Genomic DNA, 24936 nt, shown 5'->3' on the forward strand with positions numbered 1-24936 from the left:
GCTATTCCTCTCTCCAGTACAGGAGCCGGCCCAGAGTGTCGTCGAGCCGGATGACGGCGGTCAGCGTCTTCTGCACGCTGCCCGCTTCTCCCACAGATTTGATGGTGAAGGTCTGACTCTTGTCGCCCACGAGCCGGTTGCCCGCGACGTTGGACTTCACGGCCGGGTCGACCAGGATGCCCGCGGCTTCCACCACCGCGACGAAGTCCTGCACGGACATCCCGAAGAAGCTGAACATGCGCGCGGCGCGCACGCGTTCGATGAGCTCGTTGAGGAACACCGGGTCCCTCAGACGTGGGTCCGGCCGCGTCTGGTCCGCCACCGACATGATGGCCAGCCCCATCATCACCGGGTCGTCGGTGTTGATGTTGGGCCGGCGGTTGATGTCCGGATAGACGGTGAGGCGGTCCCGGAACGCCGCCATGAACTGGTCGTTGACGCCGTGGACCCGGTAGAGCTCGTCCACGCTGTCGAAGCGCGCGTTCTTGGGCTGATAGCCGGGTTCATAACGGCTGTAGGCCGCGCCTTCATCCGAGAACCCACCCGGCAGCGGATTCACCGGGTCCACCGGGTTGAACGCCGAGCCTGTCCGGTCGTCGTCCGCCCAGTCCTTCAGGGCCAGGAGGACGTCCTGGGGCGTGCTGCGCACCTTGTTGGCGTCGTCCCGCTCCCAGAGGAACTCGAAGCGGGGGTCCGCCATCATGTCCATGAGCCGCAGCGCCGTGGGCCGCGCGTCACCCGCGCCCGCGATGAGGCGGTGCACGTTGAGCTTCTCTTCCTCGTCGCTGATGGTGGCCAGGAAGCAGCCTTCGAAGCCGCCGAAGGAGCGCATGGTCATCTGCGAGGCGACCTCGCGCGCCGCCGGGTCCGCGTCCTCTTCATCCAGCTTGAAGTTGTCGTCCTGCTTGGGCTCCAGCGCGGAGACCTCTCCACCCGCGCCGTCGCTCTTCACCAGCCCGCGGAGCATGTGGCAGTCCACGCGCGCCATCTTGAAGAGCTGGATGTTGAGCGAGGAGGGCTGCACCTGCCCGGCCTGCGGCGTGCCGCCGATGCCCAGCTGCCCCAGGATGGCCGCCGGGTTGGGGATGGGCGTCTGGTCCACCTGCTTCTGGAAGCGCAGCAGCAGCCGCGACAGCGCGATGCCCGAGCGCGCCATGTAGTAGGCGCGCACTTCGTCCCGCTGGTTGGCCGCCAGCTGCAGGTCCACCCGGCTGTTGTAGGCGAAGTCGGTGGCAATCACCGTCAGGAGGGCGATGGAGACAATGGCGATGATGAGCGCCACGCCGCGTGAGCGCCGCTCCCGCCGCGCCGGGCGGGGCAGGGGCTTGCGTCGCCGCCGGGGCGTCTGCTGGAAGAAGGGCAGGGGCATGGCTCAGTACCTCGGCAGCTCCGTGTTGAGCATGATTCGGGCCTGGGTGACGTAACGGGCCTCCTTGCCCGTTTCGTCCACCGCCGTCAGCGTCACGCGCACCCGGGTGGGCAGGATGGACTTGCGCTCCGTCCGCCGGGTGTCCCACTCGTCATCCCACTCCTTCTTCTCCGAATCCCAGTAGGCGAACTCCAGCTCCTTCACGCCTTCGAAGAGCACGTCCACGTGGCCGCCCTGCTCCATGCGCTCGTCGATGTTCGCGTTGACGCGGCGCTTGAGGTCCTGCCGGCCGCGGGCCTCCCGGTCCTCCGACGCCTCCACGAAGTACTCGACGATGGCCTGGTCGGACTCCTTCACGTCCGTGTAGAGGCGCTGGTGCGAGAAGGTGGTGAACAGCAGCTTGCCGCGCTCCCCCACGAAGTTGCTGGGCCGGTCGTTCTGGTCCCGGAAGCGGGTGGAGTCGTAGCGGTCGCTGACGTAGGCGGAGCCAATCTCACGCGCCATGCGGTTCATGGCCACGCGGACCTGCCGGTAGCGGTCCGCGTCCACCTCCACCGTCTCCTTGGCTGTCAGGCCCGTCTGGAAGGCCATGGCCACCACCGTGCCCATGAGGGCGGTGATGGCGACGGCCACCATGACCTCCATCAGCGTGAAGCCTCGCGTGTGACGCCGCATCATTGAGCCCCTCGGAAGCCGCCCGGAAGCCTCGGGTTGCCCAGCAGGCTGCCGCCGCCCATGTTCCCCCGGCGGCCGCCCAGGTCCTGCTGCGCGTCGGACATGCGGCGCAGGGGCTGGCGCGTCGCCGGATCCAACATGACCCCGTTGGGGCCGGGGATGGGGTTGGCCACGGGCCGCCCGTCCTGCGTCACCCACTGGTTGTCGGAGCCTCCGCCCTGGGCCGCGGCGGCGCCGCCGTTGCGGTCCGAGCCCGGCCCGAGCGACACGACGTGGGTCACCAGGTCGATGCTCTCCACCTGCGTGCCTTCCTGCCAGTAGACGGTGAGGTGCACCTCGCGGACCGTCTGGGTGATCTGCTCCACCATCTGCGTGAACATGGGCTGGGCCATGCCCATGGCCGCGCCGCCCATGCCGCCCAGGCCCGCGGCCTGGGGGCCGCCGGAGGACGCGCCATCCTTGCCGCCCGCGCCGCCTCCGAAGAGGCCCGCCAGCCCGGACAGCGGGTCATCACCGTTGGCATTGTCGCCAATGGGCAGGTTGAAGATGGCGCCAATGAGCTGGTCCGGCGTCACGCCGTCCGTCTTGGGCGCGATGATGCGCGCGCGCCACTTGAACTGGTTCCAGCCTTCGTCGGAGAAGTCCCCGGACTCCTCCTGGTCGTCCAGGCTGAAGCCGTCGTCGTAGAGGTCCTGCTCCAGGTCCGTCATCTTCGACCGGGCCAGCAGCGACGCCACGGTGAGGCGCTTGGTGTAGACGTGGTTGGACACCGCGCCCGCGTTGAGGTCGAAGATGGCCATCAGCGCCAGCCCGAGGATGGCGAGCGCCACCACCACCTCCAGCAGCGTGAAACCCTGGGCGCGCCTCATCGCGGCACCTCCAGCGCCTCGGCGACAATCTGCACCTTGCCGGTGAGCGGCGACACGTCCAGCGTCCAGACGTTGTCTCCCTGCTGCACGTAGACGTAGGCCTTCTCCGTGTAGCCCTGCGGGAAGAAGTAGAGGTACGCCACGCCGTTCTCCACCGGCTGACGCTGGTTGCGCGTCCACACGGAGACCTTGACGTCCGCCGGCAGCTCACGCGCGGGGACCTCCTCGGAGGTGTAGGAGGAGAAGCGGGCCGCGTTCTCCACGCGCAGCTTCTCTCCCTCCAGCAGCTCCTGCGCGCTGGGGGCGTTCGTCCCGCTGCCGCCGGACAGGTAGTTGCGCCGCTCGTCACGGCCGCTGCCGCTGCCCCGGTTGCGCGCGGCGCGCTCGCGTTCGCTGTTCTCCGCGCGCAGCGTCTCGTCGCGGTCTCTCGCGGTGGTGACGGCGCCCTCCGCGCATTCGGCGTGATAGCGCGTGGCCTGCTCGCTCTTGGGGTCGGGAATCTCGAAGACCAGCCGGCACGTCTGCCCGCGCAGCGCCGCCGAGTCGTAGAGCGAGCGGATGAGGCCCGCCAGCTCGCCCGCGCTGCCCTTGGCCTTGGCGCCGGTGATGGAGCCGATGCCCATCACCGCCGCGGAGAAGAGCATCGCGACGATGATGATGGCGATGGAGATTTCGATGAGCGTCAGGCCGCGCTGGGCGCGGCGGCTCCGCTTCGTCATGGCTCCGCCCAACCGGCGGCCAGCACACCGCCGCTGCTCAGGTCCGCGTCAGGCCCCGTGCCGCCCGGCTTGCCATCCGCGCCATAGGAGACGACGGCGCCCGTGGAGCCGTTCATCCAGTACATGTACGGGTGGCCCCAGGGGTCCTCCGGCACGCGGTCCAGGAGCCGGGCCTGGATGAGCGGCGTGAAGCCCTCTGCCTGGGAGGGGAAGCGGCCCATCAGCCGGTGGTGGGACTTGAACATGCCCTCCAACTGGCGGATGTCCGTGCGCGCCCGGCGCTGGTTGGCGTCCAGCGTCCGGTCCTCCGTCACATAGACCAGCGTGAAGGCAAGCCCCGTGGCGGCCACGAAGATGAACGCGAGGAGGAGCCGCCCCAGGCTCAGACGGCGGTCCCGCCCCTCGTGCGAGGGCGTCGGGGATGGAATGGCGTCGTGCTCTTTCATGCCCAAGCCCTGTCAACGTGTGTCGCGCGCGACTTGTTCGTCACTTCTTGGCGGAGGCCGCCGCGTCCGCGGAGGAGATATCCGCGTCGTTGCCCTCGCCGCCCGATGCGCCGTCCGCGCCATAGGAGATGATGACCGGCTTGCCGCCCTCGTTGATGTAGACGTAGTCGTTGTTCCAGGGGTCCTTGGGCATCTGCTCGAGCGCCTGCGCCTCCACCAGCGCTTGCAGGCCGGAGGCCGTGTCCGGGTACTTCCCCTTCTTCGTGTAGTAGAGCTTCATCGCGCCCTGGATGTTCTTGATGTCCAGCGCGGCGCGATCCCTGCGCGCGGCCTCCAACTGCGGGATGACGGCCACGCCCACCGCCGCGGCGATGAGACCGAGGATGGTGATGACCACCATGATTTCGATGAGCGTCATGCCGCGGTTGCGGCGCTGCTTCCTCTGCTGCTTCTGGCTCTGGCGCATGTGTGCTCTCCATCCCGGGTGACTTTCTGGCAGGCCACCCTCGTGTCGTCGTGTCTTCTTGTCAGGGCGTCCGGACGCTGTCCGCCGCCCCGGCGGGCGGGCGCGGTTGCTGGGGACCGTACAGCCGGGCCCCCACGGTCAGCAGCGCCGCCGCCATGGCGACCATCGCCGCCAGGGTGACGCGTTGAATCCAACGGTCCGCCATGTCGTTCATCATTCCGCCACACCTCACCGGATGGCCGAGTTCACCTGCAGAATCGGCATCAGGATGGAGAGCGCGACGAATGCAATCACCGCGCCCATCACCACGATGAGGAGGGGCTCCAGCAGCGAGGTGAGGGCGCTGATGCGCACGTTCACCTGCGTTTCGTAGTTGTCCGCCACGCTGGTGAGCATCTCCTCCAACTGGCCGGAGCGCTCACCGATGGCGACCATGTGGTACACCAGCGGAGGGAATTCCCCGGAGCGCTTCAGCGGGTTGGCGATGCTTTCGCCCTCGCGGATGGAGTCGCGGGCCTTCTCGACGACCTCCGCCAGCACGGTGTTGGTCATGATGGCCTTGACGATGTCCATGGCCGCCAGCAGCGGGACGCCGCTCTTGAGCAGCGTGGACAGCGTGCGGGCGAAGCGGGAGATGGACAGCAGGCGCACCAGGTTGCCCACCACGGGGGCCTTGAGCGTGAAGCGGTCCCACTTGGGCTTTCCCGAGGGGCTCTTCGTCCAGCGCATGAAGAGCACGCCGAGCAGCACCATGGCCGGCAGGATGACGAACCACCAGCTCTGGAAGAAGTTGCTGGAGGCGATGAGGAAGCGCGTGCTCAGGGGCAGCGTGGCCTTCATCGTCTGGAAGATCTTCGTCACCTTCGGCACCACGAAGACCATGAGGGCCACGAGGATGCCGCCGCCCACCACCATCATGATGGCGGGGTAGAGCATGGTGCTGAGAATCTTCTGCTGCAGCCGGGCCTGGTTCTCCGTGAAGTCCGCCAGGCGCGTGAGCACCGCGTCCAGCGCGCCGGAGGCCTCACCCGCGCGCACCATGTTCACGTAGATGCTGGGGAAGATTTTCGGGTGCTGCCCCATGGCTTCCGCCAGGGACGAGCCTTCATTGACGCGCTGCTTGATGTCGGAGAGGGCGCGCTTGAAGCGCTCCTTCTCCACCTGGTCCACCAGCGCGCTGAGCGACTCCACCAGCGTGACGCCCGCCCCCAGCAGCGTGGAGAGCTGCCGGGTGAAGATGGCCACGTCGTCGGTGTTGACGCGGCCCCGGCCCAGCTTGCGCAGGTCGATGTCGCGCGCCACCAGCGCCGCGTTGGTGCCCTTGGCCACGGCGGCGCGGCTGCCTTCGGCCTGGGCCAGCACATCCGTGAGGAAGATGCCGTCGGCGCGCAGCTTGGACCGCAGCGTCTTGGGGGAGTCCGCCTCGAGCAGGCCCTTGATCTGCTTGCCCGCGGAATTGAGACCTCTGTACTCGAAGACCGGCATGGTTCAGGAACCCCGGCCCCTCCCAGGGAGGAGCTGTCGGCTACATGTCCTCCTGGGTGATGCTGAGCACCTCGGCGATGGTCGTCTCGCCCAGGGCAATCTTCCGCGCGCCGTCATCCAGCAGCGTCGTCATGCCCTTGGACGTGGCGGACCGCTTGATGGTGGAGGCATCCACGTTCTTCAGCACGAGCTGGCGCACGTCGTCATCCACGGGGAGGAACTCGTAGATGCCGGTTCGCCCGCGGTAGCCGTTGCGGTTGCAGGAGGGGCAACCGGCGGCCTTGTAGATGCGGTCCACGCCGTAGCGCTGCTTGAAGGAGGCCACCGTGTGGCCCAGCTCCTTGAGCTCCGCGTCGGTGGGCTCGTAGGGCACGCGGCAGTCCGGGCACACGCGGCGCACCAGTCGCTGGGCCAGGATGCCGGTGAGCGAGGACGCCACGAGGAAGGGCTCCACGCCCATGTCCACCAGACGCGTCACGGCGCCGGCGGCGTCGTTGGTGTGGACGGTGGACAGCACCAGGTGGCCCGTCAGCGAGGCCTGGATGGCGATCTCCGCCGTCTCCTTGTCGCGAATCTCGCCGACCATGATGACGTCCGGGTCCTGGCGGAGGAAGGAGCGCAGCCCCTGGGCGAAGGTCAGCCCAATCTTCGGGCTGATGGCCATCTGGCCAATGCCCTTGAGCTGGTATTCGACCGGGTCCTCGACGGTGAGGATGTTGAGGTCGGGCGTGTTGATTTTCGACAGGGCGCCGTAGAGCGTCGTCGTCTTGCCGGAGCCCGTGGGGCCCGTCACCAGGATGATGCCGTGCGAGCGCTTGATGACGGCTTCCATCGACTCGAGCGTCTTCTGGCTCATGCCGATTTCCGCCAGGTCCAGCAGCGTCGCCGTCTTGTCCAGCAGACGCATGACGATGCGCTCGCCGAAGGACGTGGGGATGGTGGACAGACGGATGTCGATGTCGCGGCCGGCCAGCTTGATGCGGATGCGGCCGTCCTGCGGCAGGCGCTTCTCCGCGATGTTGAGCTGCCCCATGACCTTCACGCGGCTGACGATGGCGTTCTGGTAGCGCTTGGGCGGCTTGATGACCTCCTGCAACACACCGTCCACGCGGAAGCGCACCAGCAGCTCGCGCTCCATCGGCTCGATGTGGATATCGCTGGCGCGCTCCTTGGCGGCGCGGAACAGCACGGAGTTCACCAGCCGGATGACGGGCGCCTCGTCGTCCTCGTCGAGCAGGTCCTTGGGCTCGTCCAGCTCGTGGGCGATGGCGTCCAGGTCCTGCGTTTCCATCTCGTCCACGAGCTGTTCCGTCTCGTTGACGGAGCGGTCGTAGACGCTGTTGATGGCGTCGGTGATGGTGGAGCCCAGCGCGATGCGCTGGCTGACGCTCTGGCCCAGCAGCACGCGCACGTGGTCCAGCGCGGCGGTGTCCAGCGGGTCCGCCACCGCCACCGCGACCGTGTCACCCTCCAGGGACAGCGGGAGGATGCGCGACTGCTTGGCGAAGTTGATGGGGATGCGCTTGACGAGCTCCGCGTCCACCTCTTCGGCGAAGATGCGCGCCAGGTAGGGCAGGTCCAGCTGGTGCCCCAGGGCCTTGGCCACGTCCTCCTCGGAGACCGCCTTCATCCCCACGAGGGCCTCGCCAATGCGCTGACCCTTCTCGTCCTGGATGGCGAGCGCCTCCTGGAGCTTCTCCTCGGTGAGCGAGGGGACGATGGCGCGCAGGATCTCCCCCAGCGGGCGGCCACACAGGTAGGCCTGTCCGTGCGCCACGAGCTGCGTGGCGTCGTTGCGCGGGGAAACCGCGCCTCCGGTGGCGGCGCTGGTGAGGGCGGGGTCGGCGGTCAGGTTCATGGCGTCTACTCCCTCGGCCCCGGCTCGATGTGCTGGATGCGCAGGCGTTCGGCGTCTCCTGGCTCGGGGACCTGGATGGCCTCGGGCGGGGGCTGCTCGAAGTTCTGCGGGACGGGCGCGGGCACTGGTTCTTCCGAACCATCCGGAGGCGGCATGCCTTCCCGCACCGCCGGTCCACCTTCATCCTCCGGGGCGGCGGGCGCCTGCCGCTGCGTGGAGGGCACGGCTCCCGGGCTGCTGGCCGGGGGAGGGGCCGGGGTGATGACGCGCTCGCCGGACAGGCCCGGGCCGCCGTTCTCCGCGCGCTGCTCCTCCTGCGTCACCTTCTGGCCCATGCGCGACAGCGGACCGGGCTTGCGGCTGAAGTCCACCGCCACGTCGTAGCCGGGCACCTGGCCGTAGAACTGCTCCACGAACTGCTGCCGCTCCTTCATCTTGCGCTCGAAGATGACGCGGAAGTCCTCGGGCCCCCGGATGATGTAGGGCGTCAGGAAGAGGAGCAGGTTCGTCTTCGTCTTGCGGCGCGTGGTGTCGCGGAACAGGTGGCCCAGCAGCGGGATGTCACCCAGCAGCGGCACCTTGGACACGCTCTCCAGCGTGCGGTCCTGCATGATGCCGCCAATCACCAGCGTCTCCTGGTCCCGCGCGATGACCGTCGTCTTCGCGCTGCGGCGGGACGTGGTGGGGCCGAGCACCGGGTCGGTGGAGGCGATCTCCTCCGTCTGCTGGTTGATGACCAGGCGGATGTAGTCGCTCTCGTTGATCTGCGGCTTCACCGTCAGCTTCAACTCCACGTTCTGACGGGTGATGGGGGCGTAGAGCGAACCCAGGCCACCCAGGCCGCCCAGCAGGCCGCCGCCCAATCCTCCCGCGACGCCGCCGGCGCCGCCCCCGAGCGAGCCCAGCGAGGTCGGGTTGAAGCCGGACTGGAAGGGCACGTTCTGGCCCACCGTGATTTCCGCCTCCTCGTTGTCGCTGGTGAGGATGTGCGGCGTGGAGAGCACGTTCACATCCGAGCTCTGCTGCATGGCGTGCAGCACCACGCCAAAGGCCGGGATGCCCAGCTTCTCCAGCGCGGGGATGACGGGGCCCTGGATGCCGGCGAGGAAGCCGCCGTAGGACGCCAGGCTGGTGAGCGACAGGGACGGCGGCAGGCCGTTGCCGGAGGTGTTGGTGCCGATGAGGCCGGGCACTTGATCGCCGTTCGACGTGCTCAAGCTGAAGCCACTGTGGAGGTTCATGCCGAGCCGCGCGTTGCGGTCCAGGTTGACCTCCATGATGACGGCCTCCACGAACACCTGGCGGCGCGGCTTGTCGAGCTGCTGGATGACCTGGACGATGTTCTTGTAGTCCGCCGAGCTGGCGACGATGACCAGCGAGTTGCTGCCCTTGTCGGCCGAAATCTTCACCTCGCCGCTGAACAGCTCCGCCGCCTGCGTCGTGGAGGGGCCGCCAGGGGCGCCGGGCGGACGGGCCGGCACCGGGGTGCGGCCGCGGGGCGCGTTTCCGGTGCCCTGGGCCAGCGACTGGAGCGTGCTGGCCAGCTCCTCCGCGTTGGCGTTCTCCAGGTAGTAGACGTTGATGCGTCCGCCGCCGCTGGTGGGGATGTCAATCTGCCCGACGATGTCCTGGATGCGCTCGAAGGCCGCGGGGCTGGCGACGATGATGAGCTTGTTGGTGCGCTCGTCTGGGATGATCTGCGACAGCGTCACCGGACCGCCGGTGGCGCCCTCCTGGCCCTGGCCGGCCTGGGGCGTGGCCTGCGCCGAGGCGGGGGGCACACCGCGGCCGGCGGCGGGCTGGCCGGGGCGGGCGCCCTTGGCCTCGAAGAGGCGCTGCACCGTGTTGGCCACGTCCTGCGCGGAGGCGTACTGCACCTGGATGATGCGCATCTCGTCGCTGGCGGCGCGCGTGTCCAACTGGTGGATGATGCGCTCCAGACGGTGGATGTTGGAGCCCACGTCGTTGATGATGATGGTGTCGGGCGGATACGGAATCGTGTCGCCGTCCTTGGACACCAGCTGCTGGAGCACGCCGCGCAGCGGCTCCACTTCCACGTTCTGCACGCGGACCAGCTTGGTCACCATCTGCTCGTTGGTGGTGTACGGCTCACCGTCCTCGACGATGGTCGGGATGGGGTTCTGCTTCGCCGAGCGCTTGTCGACGATCTTCATGAACCGGCCGTACTGGTAGACGGCGAGCCCGTTGGCGTCGAGCGAGGCGAGGAAGGCGGAGTAGAAGGCGTCCGCGTTGACCTCCACCCGGCCATTCTCCGGGCCGATGATGGAGATCTTCCCGCGCACGTTCTCCGGCAGGATGAAGGTGCGGCAGGTGGCGTCCGCGACCGTCTGGACCAGCTTCTCGATCTCCACCTTGTCGAAGTAGATGCCGTAACGGGCATTGCGGCGGGCCTCCTCGCACGTCGGCGTGCGGCGGGGACCCGCGTTGGCGTCGCCAGCGCTGGTAGCGCCAGGGCCTTGCGGGGAAATCGTCCGCTCTCCGGCGGAACCAGAGGGCGGTGAGCGGCGCTGGGCCTGCGCGGGAACGGCGAGCGCGAGGCACAGGCAGAGCATCCAGGACGGGAGCGTCTTCATGGAGGAGCGGGCGCTGCGGAGATGATTAACGGACGTTGTACGACTTGCGGATCGGCGCACCGTTGCGCTCGATCTCGATCTCGATGCGGGCTGCGTCTTTCATCTTCGAATAGACCTCCAGCGCTTTTTCCGGGCTGTTGAGGTCGAATCCGTTGATGCGACGGATGACGTCGCCATTCTGGACGCCAATCTTGGAGTAGATGGAGTCCGGACGGATGGAGAAGAGCTTGAAGCCCACCGCCTGACCGTCCTTGAACGCGGGCACGATGCGCGCCTGCATGGCGACGTTGTTGAGGTTGTTGAGCGTCTTGTCGATTTCCGCGCGAGGGACTTCGTACTCGTTCTCGCTGGTGGCGCGGATGCCGCTGCCGTCGCTGGGCGGAGCGGTGTTGGCCTGGGCCACCGGGGGCGAGGGCGGCACGAAGGCGCCGTCACCCGGATTGCCGTCGATGTACTCGCGGCGGCCGCCGTTGATGATGATGACGCGCTCGCGCTCGATGTTCTCCACGGTGGCTCCCTGCAGGGAGTTGCCCACCATGTAGGTCTGCGAACGCTGCGTCGTCATGTCCTGGATGGAGGCGAAGGACCAGTCGGGGTTGCTCGCCACCAGCGTGCCGAGCAGCTTGACCCGCAGGCCGCTCTTCACGGGCGCGGCGTTGGGGTCCACCTCCGCCGAAGCGCCGCCGGGCTCCTGAACCTCGGGCTCGGGTTCGGGGAGCTTGATGCCCGTCAGCCGTGACAGACGGTCCAGGTCGAGCATCGCCATCGCCGTCTCGGTGCGGCGCGGCTGGGAAGGCGCGCGGGCGGACGACCCCCCGGTGGGAACCGGGGAGATGGCGGACTCGACGAACAGGTTCACCGTGCTCGCCGCCAGCAACCCGACGAGCAGGATGAACACCAGGTTCACCGTCCAAAAGTATTTTCGAAAGAAGAGTTCCATCACGCTTCCGGGAGAAAGCCGGGCCCTCATTGAGCAAGCCAGGTGCCATCGCGGGCCAGGCGGGCAAGACAGGACCTACGGCCAACCACTTGGAATTATTCCGGAATAGCAGGCGCCCCTGACGCGTGACGGGCCTTCCGAAACCCCGCCAGACAAATTGTCAAAAGCAGGCGGGGGGCCGTGTGACGCCCTGTCAGTCGTCGGTGTCGGGGCCGGGAGGAGCGGCGGTGGGGCTGTCCCCGGTGGACTGCTCGCGCTCCAGCTTCCGGTAGATGGTCCGCGCGGCGATGCCCAGCAGCCGTGCGGCCAGCGTCTTGTCTCCGCGGGTGTGACGGAGCGTCTCGTGGATCACCCGGCGCTCGATTTCCTCCATGGGCGTCCCGATGGGAATGACGAGCTGTCCGGCTGAGCCCAGCGGGCCCTTGCGCACGGATTCAGGCAGGTCACTGGCCTCCAGCACCTCGCCGCGCGCCAGCACCACCGCGCGCTCCACCGCGTGCTCCAGCTCGCGCACGTTGCCGGGCCAGGCGTAGTTCTCCAGCACGCCCATCGCCTCCTGCGAGAAGCCGCGCAGCACCTTGCCATTCTTGGCGGCGAAGCGGCGTAGGAAGGCGTCCGCCAGCAGGGGAATGTCCTCGCGGCGCGAGGCGAGCGCGGGCACGCGAATCTCCACCACGTTGAGCCGGTAGTAGAGGTCCTCGCGGAAGCGGCCTTCGGCCACTTCCTTCTGCAGGTCCTTGTTGGTGGCGGCGACGAGGCGCACGTCCACCCGCACCGTCTGCGTGCCACCCAGCCGCTCGATTTCGCCCTCGGCCAGCGCGCGGAGCAGCTTCACCTGGGCGGGCAGCGGCATCTCGCCGACTTCGTCCAGGAAGAGGGTGCCACCGTGGGCGCGCTCGAAGCGGCCCTCTCGCCGGGCCACCGCGCCGGTGAAGGCGCCGCGCTCCACGCCGAAGAGCTCCGCCTCCAGGATGTTCTCCGGCAGCGCGCCGCAGTTGACGGCGACGAAGGGCCCACGGACCCGCTGGGAGAACTCGTGCACGGAGCGCGCGGCCAGCTCCTTGCCCGTGCCGGACTCACCCAGCAGCAGCACCGTGGCGGTGGAGGGCGCCGCCTGGCGGATGGTGTCCAGCATGGCGCGGAAGGCGGGGGACTGGCCCACCATGGAGCGCCCGCCCGCCGCGTTCATCTCCGCCAGCTTCGCCTTGAGCGACTGGTTCTCCGCCACCAGCGCTCGCTTCTCCAGCGCCTTCTGGATGGCCTTCACCAGCGCATGGCGCTTGAGGGGCTTGGTGATGAAGTCGTAGGCGCCGTCCTTCATGGCCGCCACGGCCGTCTCCACCGTGCCGTAGGCCGTCATCAACACCACTTCCACGTCCGGGCGGATGGCGCGCGCGGCGCGCAGCAGCTCCTGGCCGTCCATGTTGGGCATCATCAGGTCGGTCACCATGGCGGCGACCTCCGGCCGGCGCAGCAGCTCCAGCGCCTCCGTGCCGTTGGCGGCGGCCAGCGTGGCCATGCCCTCACGCTGGAAGATGCGGATGACCGAGTCGAGGTTCGCGCGGTCGTCGTCGACGACCAGGACCGTGGGGGATGTCATGTTGGGCGCAGCCTCCTGCAAATCGTGTTCCCTCAAGCGGATTCCTCGTCCGGCTCCAGCGGCCCGCCGCCCATCCGGCCAATGTCCTCGCGCCGCACCTTGTCGACGTTGAACTTCCGGGCGCTGGCCAGCATCCGGTCCACGGTGGCGTCGAAGTCCGGCTTCCCGCCGTCCTTGCGGAAGCGCAGGAAGTTGATGCGGGCGACGACGAAGTTCTTGAGGTACGGGCTCTGGAGGCCCCGCTCCTTGAGGGCGTCCACCACGGACACCACGGCGTCGTCCAGCTCCAGCAGCCGCCGGGCTCGGGCCTCGCGCAGGGGCAGGGCGTCCTCCAGGGGCGTGTCGAGGAAGTCCTCCACCACCTTCACGAAGGGGTGGTAGGCGCCCGCGGAGAAGCGGGGGCGCTGCTCGTAGGCGGCGCCCAGGGTGATGAAGGCGGGCTCCTCGAAGAGGTGGGCGAAGGCCGTCTCCGGCCCCTTGCGCTCCGCGCCCACCAGCCCGCGGTACATGCGGATGACCTCCAGCGAGCGCTCCTTGAGGTTGTGGGCCTTCTCCGTGTTGAGGGCCAGGATCTGGTAGGCCACGTCCTCTTCGGGCAGCACCAGGGCGACAATGGCCTTGGCGCCCAGAAGCCGGCTGGCGTTGAGGCGGTGGTTGCCGTTGGGCGTCCAGTACCGGCCGTCCTTGCGCACGGCGATGACGGGGTCCAGGAAGCGATCCAGCCGCTCCATGGCGCTGGCCAGCCGCTTCACGTGGGGCTCGGAGATGTCGCGCTGATAGGGCGTGGGCTCCACCTTGTCGATGGGCAGCACGGAGAACACCACCGGGTGCCCGCCCAGCGGGTCGCGGTACACGCCGAGTACCTCGCCGCCGTCCTCGCGCACCGCCTCCAGCAGCTCCGTGGGGTACTCCACCGAGTCGCTGGCCACCTCCGCGGGGGAGAGGCCCCGGGACTTCGGCGCCGCCTTCTTGCGGCGGGGCTTGCGCGGCGTGGCCGCCTTCTTCGCGGCGGGGGACTTGCGTGCGGACTTCGCTGCCATGGGCTGCACCCTCCTCGTGCTGCTTGAAGCGTTCTACGAGGAGGCCCTGACACGTCCCCCCACCGGCGCACGGTAGGGGGACGTGGAAGGGTGGGCTACTCGCCTGAAACGGTGAGCTGCCGGAAGCGGACAGTGGGCGCGCCCACCGCGCCGCTGCGGAACTGGAGGTCGCTGCCGACGCCGTCCAGGTCCTTGAGCATCTGCAGCAGGTTGCCCGCCACCGTCACCTCCTGCACGGGGTGCGTCAGCTCGCCCTTCTCAATCCACAGGCCGTTGGCGCCCGCGGACAGCTCGCCCGTCACCGGGTCGGTGCCGTGGCCGAGCAGGGCGGTGACATAGAAGCCGCTGTCCACCTCGCGCAGCAGCTCCTCCGGCGACTTCGTGCCCGCCTCCAGGTACAGGTTGCTGGTTCCAATGGAGGGCAGCCCGTTGTAGCTGCGGGACGCGTTGCCGGTGGTGCGCGCCTTCGCCTTGCGAGCGGTGAACGCGTCATAGAGGAAGGACTTGAGCACGCCCTGCTCGATGATGGGGGTGCGCCGCGTGGGCACGCCCTCGCCGTCGAAGGGCGCGGTGGCCAGTCCGCGCGGCATGAGGCCGTCATCCACCAGCGTGACGTGCGCGCCCGCCAGCCGCTTGCCCAGCAGCGGGGCCAGGAGGCTGGCCTTCTGGTACACGGCGTTGCCGTCCGCCGCGCCCGCCACGTCCGACACGAAGGACGCGGCCACCTGCGGGTCGAACAACACGGGCACCTGCTGCGTCTTCACCCGCTTCGCGCCCAACATCCGCACCGCGCGGCGCGAGGCCTCCCGGCCGATGGACTCCGGCCCGTCCAGGTCATCCAGGAAGCGGCGGTAGTCCATCCAGTAACCCGTCTGGAGCCCGGTGCCGTCGGAGGCCACCGGCGCCGCGTACAGGTACACGTAGGTGCCGGAGTACGCGCCCGTCACGCCCTCGGTGGAGGCCATGTACACCTCGGACACGTAGTCCCCGGCGCCCACGCCGTTGAAGGCGATGATGCGCGAGTCCTCCGCCCGGGCCGCCTTCTCCACCTCCAGCGCCGTCTTGATCTTCCAGTCTCCAGGGAGCTCGGCCACCTTCGTGTCGAAGAGCAGGCCGGTGTCCCCGAAGCGGCCCAGGTCCTTGCCGGAGGGCAGGCCGTTGAGCTTGCTGGGGGCGGAGAACTCGGCCAGCTTCAGGGCCTGGTCCACGATGTGGTCCACGGCGGAGGGCTCGAAGTCGGACGTATAGGCGAAGCCCAGGCGGTCCTTGAGCACCACGCGCACGCCCACGCCCTTGCTGGTGGACTGGGTGAGGTCTTCAATCTGTCCCTGGTGCACGCGCACGCTGCTCTGGCGGCCCACCTCCAGGAAGGCCTCCGCCTGGCGAGCACCCTTGCGCCTGGCGCGCTGGACGATTCTCTTCGCGAGCTGCTGGTAGTCCATGGTTGGTGCTCTCTCTCAGGCGACCTTGGTTCCGCCAACGGTGATGTTGTCGATGCGCACGGTGGGCAGCCCCACGCCCACGGGCATGGACTGGCCATTCTTCCCGCATACGCCCATGCCCGGGTCCGGCATGGGGTCGCAGCCCACGCGTGACACGTTCTTCAGCGCCTCCGGCCCCACGCCGATGAGCGTCGCGTTCTTCACGGGACGGCCCAGCTTGCCGTCCTCGATTTGATAGGCCTCGCTGACCTCGAAGACGAAGTTGCCGTTGGTGATGTCCACCTGCCCACCGCCGAAGGTGGCGCAGTACAGGCCGCGCTTCACCTCCTTGAGGATGTCCTCGGGGGCGTGGTCGCCCGGGGCCAGGAAGGTGTTCGTCATGCGGGGCATGGGCAGGTGCTTGAAGGACTCACGCCGCCCGCTGCCGGTGCTGCGCTGGCCCATGAGCTGCGCGTTCAGGCTGTCGTAGAGGTAGCCTTTAAGGACGCCGTTCTCGATGAGGACCTTGCGCTCGCCGGGGTTGCCCTCGTCGTCGATGTTGATGGAGCCGCGCCCGCTGGACACGGTGCCGTCGTCGATGATGGTGACCAGGTCGGACGCCACCTTCTCCCCCAGCTTCCCGGCGAACAGCGACGTGCCCTTGCGGATGAAGTCCGCCTCCAGGCCGTGGCCCACCGCCTCGTGCAGGAGGATGCCGCTCCAGCCCGGCGCCAGCACCACCGTCTGCGGGCCGGCCACGCAGTCCACCGCGCCCAGCGTGGCCACCGCCTGTCGCGCCGCTTCCCGGGCCACGTCCTCCGGGGAGAAGGTGTCCCAGTGGCTGAAGGGCACGCGTCCGCCGCCGCCGTACATGCCGGTGCGCCGCTCGCCGCCCTTGCCCTGGGCCACCACCATCACCGAAATCCGGCACAGGTCCTGGGTGTCCTCGGTGTAGCGCCCGTGGGTGTTGGCCACGGCGATGCGCCGGGTCTGGTCCACGTAGCCGCCGTTGACCTGCTTCACCCGCGCGTCGAAGGCGCGGGCGGCCTTGTCGGCGCGCATGAGCAGGCCCGTCTTCAGCGACACCTCCACGTCCATCAGCGGGGGGCTGACGTGATAGTGGCTGGGGACCGCGGCGCGGCGCACGGGGAAGCTGCGCTCGGCGCCGCCGCCCTGGGCAATCATGGCCGCCGTGGAGGCCGCGCGCAGCAGCGCGGCCTCATCCCAGTCGTCGGAGAAGGCGTAGCCCACCTTGCCGCCGGAGATGACGCGCACGCCCACGCCCTGGACCAGGCCCGTCTGCGCGCTCTTGATGCGGGATTCTTCCAGCCGCACCGCCGTGGTGAGCGTGCGCTCGACGTACACCTCCGCGAAGTCGCCCCCACGCTCCATGGCCACGGCGAGCAGGCGCTCGACCAGCGGCTGGGGCAGCAGGGCGACGGGCGTGGGCCGCCGGGCCACCGGTGGGGCCAGCTTCAAGGAGGGGGCGCGCTTCGAGGGCGCAGACGCTCGGGGCATATTTCAGGACTCCCGCAGTGAAGACGATGGGGTATGTGACAGCCTACATAGGAGGGGGCGCCGCCGGGAGCAACGCTCAAGGGCCCCTGTTCTTTCCCTGATCCGCGGCCTGTCCGCATTCCCACCATGGAGACGGCGCTCTAAGATGCTTGGCGCTCCGAGACTGGAACCCACCCCATGCCTCCTCGTCCTCCTCCCTCCTCCCGTGCTGGCGCCGGCCGTTCCGGTGGTTCTGCGGGCGAGGACCCAGACTCCATGAAGTCCCCCTCCCGGCGCCGCCTCGCGTCCGAGGACGAGGACTTCGCCGCTCCCGCATCCGGCGAGGACGGCTACCCAGACGATGGGCCGCCCAACCCGGACCTCTATGGTGAGGAGTCACCGGGCCGCTCCCGCACGGGTGAGACGCGGGTGGCCTCCATCGAGTCCGTGGAGGAGGCGCGGCGCTCCCGCGACGAGGACGAAGACGACAACGCGGACGCCACGCGCGCCGGACCGCCCGTGCAGATGCATGTGCTGGACGGCCCGGACAAGGGCCGCAAGAAGCGCTTCCAGAGCGTGCGGATGGTGGTGGGCCGCAACAAGGACTGCGACTTCGTGCTGGAGGACCAGTCCGTGTCCCGCCGGCACCTGGAGCTGGTGTACGGCCAGGCCGGCGTGGTGATGCGGGACCTGGGCAGCGTCAGTGGCACCCAGGTCAATGACCAGCGCGTGGACGAGTGTCTGCTGAAGCATGGAGACGAAATCTCCATGGGCAAGACGCGCCTGCGCTTCGTGGACGAGTCGGAGCAGATCAAGGAGCTGCGCGCCCAGGCGGAGGCCCGCGAGGCCGCGGAGAAGCGCGAGCGCGAGGCGGCCGCCCGCGAGGCGGAGGAGAATCGGAAGAACCAGGCCGCCGCGCGTGGCAGCGAGGTGGATCCGAACGACCCGCGCTTCAACGAAGCCACCAACGCCAACTACAAGCTGCCTGAATCATTCAAGGAGAACTCCCGCGCCAAGGGCGCGGTGGCCGTCCCCCGGTCCCGTCCGCCCATCCGCAGCACGCCGACGCGTTCGAACAGCGGTGGACTGACGGGCAAGCAGAAGGCGCTCATCGGCGGCGGCGGCGCGTTGGTGGTGGTGCTGGTCATCGGGCTGATGCTGATTCCGTCCGGACCGCCGCCTCCGCCTCCGCCGGACCCGAAGGTGGAGAAGGCGAAGGTGTTGATGCAGCAGGCGCGCGAGTCCGTGCGCGCGGATGACTTCGCCAACGCCGTCCGCCTCGTCGCCGAGGCGGAGAAGCTGGTGCCGGGCATCGACGCGGACAACCTTGCCCGGGGGGCGCGCACGCAGCTGGAGGTGATGACCTCCCTTGATGCCGTCCGCACCCTCATCGAGGAGAAGCAGTTCGATGAGGCGCGCGCGAAGCTGGAGGCGACGCCGCAGGGCACGGCGAAGACGGATGACATCCGCCGCAAGCTGGCGACGGAGCTGGAGGAGAAGGACATCGCCTGGCGGCTTCAGCAGGTGGAGGAGTCCTTCGCCTCGCGCGACCCGGAGACGATTCGCCCGCTCATCGCGCAGCTGCCCCCGCTGAACCGGCCGGCCTACGAGGTGAAGCTGACGGACCTGGAGGCCGAGCTGGCGAAGGAGGCCCAGGATGCGTCGCGCCGCACCCGCAACGCGAACGCCCGCGCGGCGGAGGTGGCCAAGGAGAAGCGCAAGGAGTTCATCGCCGAGGCCTTCACCGACGTGGAGCGCCGCTTCAACGGGGGGGACTACCAGCGCGCCGTCCTGGAGTGCGACCGGGTGATGGACAAACACCGGGCAGACAAGGACGTGAAGGACCGGGCCCTGGCCCTCAAGCGCCTGATTCCCCAGTTCCGGCGCGCGCTGGAGGACGGGCAGAAGAAGCTGGACGCCAACTCGCTGGAGGCGGCGGCGAAGCCCCTGCGGCGCGCGGCGGAGCTGTACCGCCAGATTGGCTTCCGGGGCTCGCTGGGGAACACCATCGACGAACAGCTCGCGTCGTCATCGCTGGCGGCGGGGCAGAGCGCGCTGAAGAAGGGCGACCTGGGCGCGGCGGGCTCGCACTTCCGCGAGGCGCTGCGGCTCAACCCGGGTGACGGGCGGGCGCGTGAAGGACTGGAGAACCTGCAGAAGAAGGCGGAGGAGCTCTTCCTCCGGGCCTACATCCAGCGGGACAGGGATCCGAAGGCCGCGGCGGAGATGTTCAAGGTCGTCATCGAGACGGCCTCGGAAGGCTCCGACGTCAAGCGCAAGGCGGAGATGTATCTGAGCGAGCTCCAGCCGTGAGTGGCGGCGGGCCGACCATGATTTGCCGGGGAGAAAAGGGATGAACGAGTCGTCGCTGCGTGAGCTCGGGATGGACCTCATCGAGGAGCGCCAGTTCGAGCGAGCCCTGGCCGTGTTCGCCGAGGCGGTCCGCCGCGTCCCCGCGGACCACCGCTCTCGGATGTTGGCCGCGCGCTGCCTGGCGGAGCTGGGCGAGCGTGAGCGCGCCGTCACCGCCTACCACGCCTGCGCGGAGGGCCTGCTGCGCCGGGACTACCTGTTGTCCGCCATGGCCGCGTGCAAGCTGGCGCTGGACCTGGCGCCCAACGAGCGGCGCCTGAAGGAGACGCTGTTTCGCGTGCACTCGCGCGCGGTGCGCAACGCGCCGGGCCGCGCGGTGGTGCCCCCGCCGCTGCCGCCCGAAACCCTCTACGACGGCAAGGTGGAGACGGACCTGATGGGGCTGCAGGGCGAGGAGTTGTCCAGCCGCGCCATCGAAGTGCTGGCCGCGACGGACCCGGGCGGCGCCGCGGACCCCAACAGCCGTCCGCCGTTGCCGCTGTTCGCGGAGCTGGACCGGGATGCCTTCGTGGACCTGGTGCGGCTGATGGCGTGGCGCCGCGTGAAGCCGGAGGAGGCGGTGAGCCGCGAGGGCGAGCCCGCCGACTCCCTCTACGTCCTGGTCGCCGGCAAGGCGGAGGTGACGCGGCAGATGGAGGGCGAGGCGCGCACGCTGGGCTTCCTCGGCGGCGGCTCCATCTTCGGTGAAATCGCGCTGCTGACGGGCGCTCCGCCCACGGCGACGGTGTCCGCGGTGTCGGACACGGAAGTCTTCGAGATTCGCCGCGAGCACCTCAACGCGGTCGCCAAGAGCCACCCCGCGGTGCCGCAGGTGTTGGCGGACTTCGCGCAGCAGCGCATGGCGCGCAACCTGATGGCCACCTCGCCCATGTTCCAGACGATGCCGGAGTCGGAGCGGGGCGCGCTGCTGCGGCGCTTCGCCTTCCGGGCACTCCAGGCTCGGGAGAAGGTGCTGGTGGAGGGCGAGCACTCGCCGGGGTTGTTCCTGGTGCTGGCCGGTGAGCTGGTGGTGCAGAAGGAGGACCCGGCGGGCGGCGTGGTGACGCTGGGCATGCTGCGCGAGGGCGAGGTCGCGGGCGAAATCTCCCTGTTGACGGGGCTGCGCGCGACGGCGACGGTGGCGGCGGCGCGCAAGACGGCGGCGGCCTTCCTGGATCGCGCGGCCTTCCACGAACTGGTGACGGCCGTTCCGGACATCCGCACGTACCTGGAGCAGCTGTCGGACCGCCGGCTGAAGCAGATTGGCGAGGCGCTGAGGCCCGCGGAAATCATCGACGCGGACGAACTGGTGCTCGAGCCCGAGGCGGCGTGAGAGGGGCCATGGTGAACGTGACGCGCTCCCAGGTGGTGGGCGGTGTGCTGGCGCTGCTGGCGGCCGGCGCGGTGCTGTACTTCTGGCCGCGGCAGCAGCTCACCGTGGAGGAGGCCATCCGCCGTCAGGTGGTGGTGATGACGCGCGCCGCGGAGGCGAAGGACGTGGGCGGGGTGATGGAGCACGTCTCCGAGCGCTTCCGCTCCAACGGGCAGGGGGGCTGGTCGAAGAAGGACGTGCGCGGCATCCTCACCGCGCAGGTACTGCGTGGCCAGTGGGTGCGCGTCTTCGTGACGAACCTGGAGGTGCGCGAGGTGTCGCCCTCGGAAGGGGAGTTCCAGGCGCGCTTCATCTTCGGCCGCTCCCAGGCGGAGAAGGTGGAGCACCTGGCCGCCGACAGCGTGCTGAACGCCTACCTCATCGAAGGCGCCTTCGAGAAGGAAGAGGACGGCGAGTGGCGCGTGGTGCGCGCCCGCCCGGAGTCCATCAGCCCCACCGACCTACTCTAGGAGCGAGCTCGACTCCGCCTTCCAGGCCTTGGCCATGCTGGCCTGGCCGGCGGACACCAGCCGCTTGCGGATGTCCTCCACGCGCTCCGCCAGCGCCTCGCGGGGGGCGCCCTGTGCCCGGGCTCGCGCGAGGCCGAAGAAGTAGTGCTGGCAGCCGGCGGCGTGCTCGCCCTGCGCGAAGAGCAGGTCCCCCATGGCGGTGTAGGCCTCCGCCATCGTGCCCGCGCCGCTGTCGGGTGCCACGGCGGCCAGCAGCGGGCGGGCGCCCTCGTAGTCCTTGCGCGCCAGCAGCAGCGCGCCCTTGGCGTACTGCGCCCGGGCCAGGTCCACGCCGCGCGCCGCCAGGGCCTTGTCGTAGGCGGCCAGGGCATCGTCCTGACGGGAGGCGGCCTCCATCACGCCGCCGCGCGCCAGCCAGTAGCGGCTGTCCTTCTCCAAGAGGCCGGCCTTCTTGCCGTCCGGGGTGGTGGTTTGCACCGGGCCGAAGGTGGCCTCGTACGCGTCCAGCAGGGCCACCGCGCCGTCGGTGTCACCGGCGGTCTGCAGCGCCCGCGCGCCGTCCAGGTAGAGCAGGGGGGCGTTGCGGCGCCGGGCCACGGCCGCCTCGAAGGCCGCGCGCGCCCGGACGTCACGCTTGACCGCGAGGGCCCGGGCCCGGGCGAAGAGGGCGTAGTGTTCATCGGGGACGGCCTTCAGCGCTTCGTCCGCGGCGGAGAGGGCCTCGTCGGGTGCGCCGCGGGCCAGCGCCAGCTCCGCCTTCAGCGCGCCCGCGCGGGCCTTCAGTCCGGGCGTCAGCTCCGCGCCCCGGGCCTCCACGCTGGAGAGCACCTGCTGCGCTTCTTCCATCTTGCGGCCCTGGTAGGCGTGGGCCAGCGCGGTGGACACGCGGGCCAGCAAGTGGTCCGGGTTGACGCTGGTGGCCTTGGCGAAGGCCTCCACCGCCTGCGGGTACTGGCCTTCATCCATCAGGGCCTCGCCATACGCGGTGGTGAAGCGCGGGTCTCGCCAGGATGCCTCCGCCGCGCGAGCGAAGGCCTGTCTGGCGCCGGGAAGGTCGCCGCGCGCCTGGAGCGCCAGGGCCCGGGCCAGCGTCAGCCGGGCGTTGTTGGCGCCGCGGGACTCGAGCCCGGCCAGGTATTGCTCCGCCTCGGCGGACTTGCCCGCGGCCAGCAGATGCAGGGCGTGGGCGCCGTAGCGCTCGCCGGACTGTGACTCCAACTGCGCGGCGCGGGAGAGGTGCTCGCGGGCCTTGGCGTCCGCGCCGGGCTGCCGGTGCTCCAGCCACAGCATCGTCTGGATGTCGGCGGCCAGGGCCTGGGCGTCACGGGCCTCGGCGTCGAGCTGGAACAGGGCGTCCAGCTCCGCCATCGCGCGGGCGAGGTCAGCGGGGTTGCCACGCATGGCGGCCGTGCGGGCCGCGCGCAGGTGTTCCTCCGTCTGCTTGCGGACGGTGCCTCGGTGGACGAAGAAGACCACCGCGCCCGCGAGCAGCACCGCCACCACGCCCACCTGAACCAGCGCGCTGGTGAGGCTTTCGCGCCGCTGCCAGTCCTTGCGCCCTTCGGTGCCCATGGACCTGTCCCCCGCGCTGGAGTTGGATGTGCGCCGGCCGTTGTGCCGGGTATAGAAGCCGCGCTCAGATAGGAACGGTCCCCTCGACTGTCAACGGGGGGCGGCGGCGTGAACACGGACGTGGGAGGTCAGAGGTATGGCGGTACACACGGCGCTACCCCGCGAGGCATTCGAGCGGGTCGCGGAGGCATTCGGGCTCGGGGCTGTGCTTGACGTGACGCCCATTCCCCAGGGCTCCATCAACACCAACCACCGCGTGGAGACGCAGAGCGGGCGCTACTTCGTGCGCCACACCACGGTGCGCTCCGCGGACGATTTGCGCTTCGAATCCGAGCTGCTCGCGCACCTGGCCGCGTACCACTTCCCCGGGCCCGTGCAGCTGACGACGCGTGACGGCGCGACCTTCCTGGAGCTGGAGGGCGGCCGCGTCAGTGTCTTCCGCTGGCTGCCGGGCGAGGAGCTGCGCCACCCGGCCCTCACCGCCGACCACCTGGAGCAGCTGGGCGCGGAGCTGGGCAAGCTGCACCGCGACACGCAGTCCTTCACCGGCTCGCGGGAGAACCCCTACGGACCGGAGACGGTGAGCGGCTGGCTGGAGGCGCTGGCGGCGCACCCGGACGCGGAGCTGGCGGCCGTGGCGCGTGAGCTGCAACGCGACATGGAGACGGCGCGCATGGCGCGGCAGGGGCTGGAGCCTCGCGGCGTCATCCACGCGGACCTCTTCATGGACAACGTGAAGTGGCTGGGGGACCGCGTGGGCGCCTTCTTCGACTTCGAGATGGCGTGCCGGGAGGACTACGGCCTGGACGTGGCCATCACCCTCAATGCCTGGTGCTTCGACGGCGGGCAGTACCTGCCGGAGCTGTGCCGGGCCTTCATTCGCGGCTACGTGGACATCCGGCCGCTGTCCGCCGTGGAGCGCACGAACCTCTTCGGCCATGCGCTCTACGGGGCGGTGCGCTTCACGGCGAGCCGCATCCGCGACTACCACCTGTCCCCGCTGCCGGCGGACAAGCTGGTGCGCAAGGACTACCGCACCTACCTCAACCGGGCCCGGGCGTTGAATGCCATGGGGCCCGAGGGCTTCGCCGCGCTGCTGGGCCTGTGAGGGCCCGGCGGCGTCAGATGCCGGTGAGGATCTTCCAGGTGCCGTCTTCCTTGCGCAGCACCATCTGCTCCAGCTCGGACTCCTTCATCGGGCGCGAGTGGAGCGACGGCATCCGCCAGGAGGCGTTCCAGTAGTAGATGGCGGCGGCCACGCCGTCACCCACCTGGATGCGGCGGATGTTCAGCTCGATGCGAGGGCCCTGGATGCGGGGGAACACCCGCTCCAGGTAGGGCACCAGGGTCTGCGCCGTCAGGTCGTCGCTGGGGTCGTTCGGCGTGCCGCCGTCGTCCTGGAACGAAGGCGAGACGAGCTTCTGGATGGCCTGGGCGTCCCGGGCCTCCAGCGCGGTGCGGTACTCCTCCATGACCGCGAGAATGGCGCGCGTGTCGGAGTTGTCGACGATGTCCGTGCCAGGGATGCGCTTCGGGGCGCAGGCGACCAGCAGGGACAGGACGCTGAAGGCGAGGAAGCGTTTGAGCATGGCGGGGCCTTATTGGGACAACCCAACGGAAGTCAACCCATTCCCAGGCCCCGCCGGGGGCGGGAAGACGCCTATCCGGGGCGGATGACCTCGGCGATGAACCGGTTGAGCACCGGCACCTCGTTGTCGAGGATCTTCAAGCCCTCCGCCTGGATGACCTTCTCCGCGATGAGCCCCAGCGGCTTGAGGAGGAAGGGCAGCTTGAGGGCGATTTCACCGTCCATCACCCGCTCCGTCTGGCCACCGCCCACGTCGCGGAAGCGCATGGTGCCGGTGTTCACCAGCATCTTGGAGATCTTGTTCGAGGTGGGGACGTTCTCGAACGTCAGCTCCTTGCGGCGCTTGTCATAGGTGGACGTCTCGACGAACGCGAACCACTCCGGGGGCACCGTCTTGGGGCCAATCTTCTCGATGACGGGCCTGGGGCGGTAGCGCACGCGGCGGCGCACGACGTCTCCGTCCGGCTTCACCTCCAGGGGCTGCAGCTCCAGCAGCACGCCATGGTGCTTGAGGAGGAACTCGAAGTACCGCTCGTCGAGGAGCGCGCGCTCCACCTCATCCACCGTCCCCTGAATCCGATGCCGCGACTCGAAACGCATCCA

General features: G+C 69.4%; 22 protein-coding genes. 4 read left to right on the forward strand and 18 right to left on the reverse strand.

Annotated elements, in window-relative coordinates:
* Position 1: 1 nt before the first annotated feature.
* The 15 genes from HNV26_RS13955 to HNV26_RS14025 form a co-directional block, all read right to left on the reverse strand.
* The gene (locus HNV26_RS13955; RefSeq protein WP_140861850.1) at positions 2-1369 is read right to left on the reverse strand and encodes a type II secretion system minor pseudopilin; all 1368 of its coding nucleotides are present in this window, start codon (positions 1367-1369) and stop codon (positions 2-4) included.
* 3 nt (positions 1370-1372) lie between these two features.
* A complete protein-coding gene (locus HNV26_RS13960) occupies positions 1373-2044 on the reverse strand; it encodes a type II secretion system protein GspJ (protein ID WP_090489931.1) in 672 nt (223 codons plus the stop codon).
* Complete coding sequence (locus HNV26_RS13965) at positions 2044-2913, reverse strand: type IV pilus modification PilV family protein (protein WP_171442542.1); 870 nt, start codon at positions 2911-2913, stop codon at positions 2044-2046. The genes HNV26_RS13960 and HNV26_RS13965 overlap by 1 nt, the downstream gene beginning before the upstream one ends.
* The gene (locus HNV26_RS13970) at positions 2910-3632 is read right to left on the reverse strand and encodes a prepilin-type N-terminal cleavage/methylation domain-containing protein (protein ID WP_171442541.1); all 723 of its coding nucleotides are present in this window, start codon (positions 3630-3632) and stop codon (positions 2910-2912) included. The genes HNV26_RS13965 and HNV26_RS13970 overlap by 4 nt, the downstream gene beginning before the upstream one ends.
* Complete coding sequence (locus tag HNV26_RS13975; protein ID WP_171442540.1) at positions 3629-4078, reverse strand: type II secretion system protein GspG; 450 nt, start codon at positions 4076-4078, stop codon at positions 3629-3631. Before HNV26_RS13975 ends, HNV26_RS13970 begins: the two co-directional genes overlap by 4 nt.
* A gap of 40 nt (positions 4079-4118) precedes the next feature.
* Positions 4119-4544, reverse strand: a complete 426-nt coding sequence (gspG, locus tag HNV26_RS13980; protein WP_090489382.1) for a type II secretion system major pseudopilin GspG — start codon at positions 4542-4544, stop codon at positions 4119-4121.
* Between the two features lie 61 nt (positions 4545-4605).
* The gene (locus HNV26_RS13985) at positions 4606-4761 is read right to left on the reverse strand and encodes a hypothetical protein (RefSeq protein WP_162295072.1); all 156 of its coding nucleotides are present in this window, start codon (positions 4759-4761) and stop codon (positions 4606-4608) included.
* 11 nt (positions 4762-4772) lie between these two features.
* Entirely contained in the window at positions 4773-6029 is a 1257-nt protein-coding gene (gspF, locus tag HNV26_RS13990) for a type II secretion system inner membrane protein GspF (RefSeq protein ID WP_171442539.1), read from the reverse strand.
* 40 nt (positions 6030-6069) lie between these two features.
* On the reverse strand, positions 6070-7887 hold the full coding sequence (gene gspE, locus HNV26_RS13995; RefSeq protein ID WP_171442538.1) for a type II secretion system ATPase GspE: 1818 nt from the start codon (positions 7885-7887) through the stop codon (positions 6070-6072).
* A gap of 5 nt (positions 7888-7892) precedes the next feature.
* Positions 7893-10481, reverse strand: a complete 2589-nt coding sequence (gene gspD, locus HNV26_RS14000; protein ID WP_171442537.1) for a type II secretion system secretin GspD — start codon at positions 10479-10481, stop codon at positions 7893-7895.
* Positions 10482-10506: 25 nt separating this feature from the next.
* Positions 10507-11421: a type II secretion system protein GspC gene (gene gspC / locus HNV26_RS14005; RefSeq protein ID WP_171442536.1), complete on the reverse strand. Its 915-nt coding sequence runs from the start codon at positions 11419-11421 to the stop codon at positions 10507-10509.
* Between the two features lie 193 nt (positions 11422-11614).
* Positions 11615-13021: a sigma-54-dependent transcriptional regulator gene (locus tag HNV26_RS14010; RefSeq protein ID WP_171442535.1), complete on the reverse strand. Its 1407-nt coding sequence runs from the start codon at positions 13019-13021 to the stop codon at positions 11615-11617.
* Between the two features lie 32 nt (positions 13022-13053).
* Positions 13054-14061, reverse strand: a complete 1008-nt coding sequence (locus tag HNV26_RS14015) for a ParB/RepB/Spo0J family partition protein (protein ID WP_171442534.1) — start codon at positions 14059-14061, stop codon at positions 13054-13056.
* A gap of 95 nt (positions 14062-14156) precedes the next feature.
* Entirely contained in the window at positions 14157-15503 is a 1347-nt protein-coding gene (locus tag HNV26_RS14020; protein ID WP_171442533.1) for a TldD/PmbA family protein, read from the reverse strand.
* A gap of 15 nt (positions 15504-15518) precedes the next feature.
* Complete coding sequence (locus HNV26_RS14025; protein WP_171442532.1) at positions 15519-17000, reverse strand: TldD/PmbA family protein; 1482 nt, start codon at positions 16998-17000, stop codon at positions 15519-15521.
* A gap of 177 nt (positions 17001-17177) precedes the next feature.
* Here HNV26_RS14025 and HNV26_RS14030 point away from each other — a divergent pair, with 177 nt between their 5' ends.
* Genes HNV26_RS14030 through HNV26_RS14040 form a run of 3 tightly spaced genes read left to right on the forward strand, consistent with a single transcriptional unit; the run spans position 17178 to position 21173 of the window.
* On the forward strand, positions 17178-19292 hold the full coding sequence (locus HNV26_RS14030; protein WP_171442531.1) for an FHA domain-containing protein: 2115 nt from the start codon (positions 17178-17180) through the stop codon (positions 19290-19292).
* Between the two features lie 40 nt (positions 19293-19332).
* Positions 19333-20664: a cyclic nucleotide-binding domain-containing protein gene (locus HNV26_RS14035; RefSeq protein ID WP_171442530.1), complete on the forward strand. Its 1332-nt coding sequence runs from the start codon at positions 19333-19335 to the stop codon at positions 20662-20664.
* Positions 20665-20672: 8 nt separating this feature from the next.
* A complete protein-coding gene (locus tag HNV26_RS14040) occupies positions 20673-21173 on the forward strand; it encodes a hypothetical protein (RefSeq protein ID WP_171442529.1) in 501 nt (166 codons plus the stop codon).
* On the opposite strand, the gene HNV26_RS14045 is transcribed toward HNV26_RS14040, so the two are convergent.
* A complete protein-coding gene (locus HNV26_RS14045) occupies positions 21165-22745 on the reverse strand; it encodes a tetratricopeptide repeat protein (protein ID WP_171442528.1) in 1581 nt (526 codons plus the stop codon). The two genes, HNV26_RS14040 and HNV26_RS14045, sit on opposite strands and share 9 nt — an antisense overlap.
* Positions 22746-22881: 136 nt before the next feature.
* Between HNV26_RS14045 and HNV26_RS14050 the strand changes: the two genes are divergently transcribed.
* On the forward strand, positions 22882-23853 hold the full coding sequence (locus HNV26_RS14050; RefSeq protein ID WP_171442527.1) for a homoserine kinase: 972 nt from the start codon (positions 22882-22884) through the stop codon (positions 23851-23853).
* A gap of 13 nt (positions 23854-23866) precedes the next feature.
* On the opposite strand, the gene HNV26_RS14055 is transcribed toward HNV26_RS14050, so the two are convergent.
* Positions 23867-24334 (reverse strand): nuclear transport factor 2 family protein, encoded by a 468-nt coding sequence (locus HNV26_RS14055; RefSeq protein ID WP_140861866.1) that lies wholly within the window; start codon positions 24332-24334, stop codon positions 23867-23869.
* Positions 24335-24405: 71 nt separating this feature from the next.
* Positions 24406-24933: a hypothetical protein gene (locus HNV26_RS14060; RefSeq protein WP_171442526.1), complete on the reverse strand. Its 528-nt coding sequence runs from the start codon at positions 24931-24933 to the stop codon at positions 24406-24408.
* Positions 24934-24936 lie beyond the last annotated feature (3 nt).

The organism is Myxococcus xanthus, assembly GCF_013116825.1.
Lineage (GTDB): Bacteria > Myxococcota > Myxococcia > Myxococcales > Myxococcaceae > Myxococcus > Myxococcus xanthus_B.

Coding starts and splice junctions, on each gene's coding strand:
- HNV26_RS13955 (WP_140861850.1), bottom strand. CDS start 1,369: ATGCCCCTGCCCTTCTTCCAGCAGACGCCCCGGCGGCGACGCAAGCCC.
- HNV26_RS13960 (WP_090489931.1), bottom strand. CDS start 2,044: ATGCGGCGTCACACGCGAGGCTTCACGCTGATGGAGGTCATGGTGGCC.
- HNV26_RS13965 (WP_171442542.1), bottom strand. CDS start 2,913: ATGAGGCGCGCCCAGGGTTTCACGCTGCTGGAGGTGGTGGTGGCGCTC.
- HNV26_RS13970 (WP_171442541.1), bottom strand. CDS start 3,632: ATGACGAAGCGGAGCCGCCGCGCCCAGCGCGGCCTGACGCTCATCGAA.
- HNV26_RS13975 (WP_171442540.1), bottom strand. CDS start 4,078: ATGAAAGAGCACGACGCCATTCCATCCCCGACGCCCTCGCACGAGGGG.
- gspG (WP_090489382.1), bottom strand. CDS start 4,544: ATGCGCCAGAGCCAGAAGCAGCAGAGGAAGCAGCGCCGCAACCGCGGC.
- HNV26_RS13985 (WP_162295072.1), bottom strand. CDS start 4,761: ATGATGAACGACATGGCGGACCGTTGGATTCAACGCGTCACCCTGGCG.
- gspF (WP_171442539.1), bottom strand. CDS start 6,029: ATGCCGGTCTTCGAGTACAGAGGTCTCAATTCCGCGGGCAAGCAGATC.
- gspE (WP_171442538.1), bottom strand. CDS start 7,887: ATGAACCTGACCGCCGACCCCGCCCTCACCAGCGCCGCCACCGGAGGC.
- gspD (WP_171442537.1), bottom strand. CDS start 10,481: ATGAAGACGCTCCCGTCCTGGATGCTCTGCCTGTGCCTCGCGCTCGCC.
- gspC (WP_171442536.1), bottom strand. CDS start 11,421: ATGGAACTCTTCTTTCGAAAATACTTTTGGACGGTGAACCTGGTGTTC.
- HNV26_RS14010 (WP_171442535.1), bottom strand. CDS start 13,021: ATGACATCCCCCACGGTCCTGGTCGTCGACGACGACCGCGCGAACCTC.
- HNV26_RS14015 (WP_171442534.1), bottom strand. CDS start 14,061: ATGGCAGCGAAGTCCGCACGCAAGTCCCCCGCCGCGAAGAAGGCGGCC.
- HNV26_RS14020 (WP_171442533.1), bottom strand. CDS start 15,503: ATGGACTACCAGCAGCTCGCGAAGAGAATCGTCCAGCGCGCCAGGCGC.
- HNV26_RS14025 (WP_171442532.1), bottom strand. CDS start 17,000: ATGCCCCGAGCGTCTGCGCCCTCGAAGCGCGCCCCCTCCTTGAAGCTG.
- HNV26_RS14030 (WP_171442531.1), top strand. CDS start 17,178: ATGCCTCCTCGTCCTCCTCCCTCCTCCCGTGCTGGCGCCGGCCGTTCC.
- HNV26_RS14035 (WP_171442530.1), top strand. CDS start 19,333: ATGAACGAGTCGTCGCTGCGTGAGCTCGGGATGGACCTCATCGAGGAG.
- HNV26_RS14040 (WP_171442529.1), top strand. CDS start 20,673: ATGGTGAACGTGACGCGCTCCCAGGTGGTGGGCGGTGTGCTGGCGCTG.
- HNV26_RS14045 (WP_171442528.1), bottom strand. CDS start 22,745: ATGGGCACCGAAGGGCGCAAGGACTGGCAGCGGCGCGAAAGCCTCACC.
- HNV26_RS14050 (WP_171442527.1), top strand. CDS start 22,882: ATGGCGGTACACACGGCGCTACCCCGCGAGGCATTCGAGCGGGTCGCG.
- HNV26_RS14055 (WP_140861866.1), bottom strand. CDS start 24,334: ATGCTCAAACGCTTCCTCGCCTTCAGCGTCCTGTCCCTGCTGGTCGCC.
- HNV26_RS14060 (WP_171442526.1), bottom strand. CDS start 24,933: ATGCGTTTCGAGTCGCGGCATCGGATTCAGGGGACGGTGGATGAGGTG.